This window comes from Streptomyces sp. SID13726, from assembly GCF_010548375.1.
Taxonomy (GTDB): Bacteria; Actinomycetota; Actinomycetes; order Streptomycetales; family Streptomycetaceae; genus Streptomyces.
In genome coordinates this window covers 1-643 of the sequence record NZ_JAAGLY010000135.1, presented here as the reverse complement: position 1 = coordinate 643, position 643 = coordinate 1, and the positions used below count along the sequence as shown (strand labels likewise).

General features: G+C 75.0%; 1 protein-coding gene and 1 pseudogene. Both read left to right on the top strand.

Annotated features, from left to right (window positions below; translation table 11 throughout):
• A partial coding sequence (locus G3I78_RS46775; protein WP_164436691.1) for an isopenicillin N synthase family oxygenase occupies positions 1 to 442 on the top strand: 442 nt, incomplete at its 5' end.
• Positions 439 to 643 (top strand): annotated as a pseudogene (locus G3I78_RS46770) (hypothetical protein); the annotation flags it as partial. The gene G3I78_RS46775 and the pseudogene G3I78_RS46770, both read left to right, overlap by 4 nt.

The following is a 643-nucleotide window of genomic DNA, read 5'->3' as shown; positions in this document are numbered from 1 at the left end:
GCACCAGGACTTCGACCTGATCACCGCGCTGCCCCGGGCCACCGCCGGCGGCCTCCAAGTCCTCATCGACGGGGAGTGGACCCCGGTCGAGGCACCCGACGGGTACACCGTGCTCAACGTCGGCATGGTCCTGGAACGGCTCACCGGCGGCCGGGCCCGGGCCGCCGTCCACCGGGTCGTCGCCGCCCCCGGCCAGAGCGGCGGCCGGCTCTCCATCGTGCAGTTCTGCCACCCCACCCCGTGGACGGTGCTCTCCACGCTCCGCGGCTGCACGGCCGACGGCGAGGCCGACCGGTACCCGGCGCTGACCGCACAGGACCTGTTCCAGCGCACCATGTACCGGATCAACCGGCTCGACTCCCAGCACACCCGGCACACCCAGCACGCCAGGCCCTCGCGTCACACCAGGCACTCCCAGCACGCCGCGGCGGCCCGGCCGTGAAGGGCGCCGAGCGCGCGACCCCGCGGCGGACCTCCGTCCTGCGGCAGATCCGCGAGGACCTCGACACGGTCGTCGCCCGCGACCCCTCCCGCCCTCGCCTGCGCGACGCCCTGCTCCACTCGCCCTGGCACGGACTGGCCCTCCACCGGATCGCGCACCGTCTCCACCTGCGCGACCACCGCTTCGCCGCCGGACTGCTCA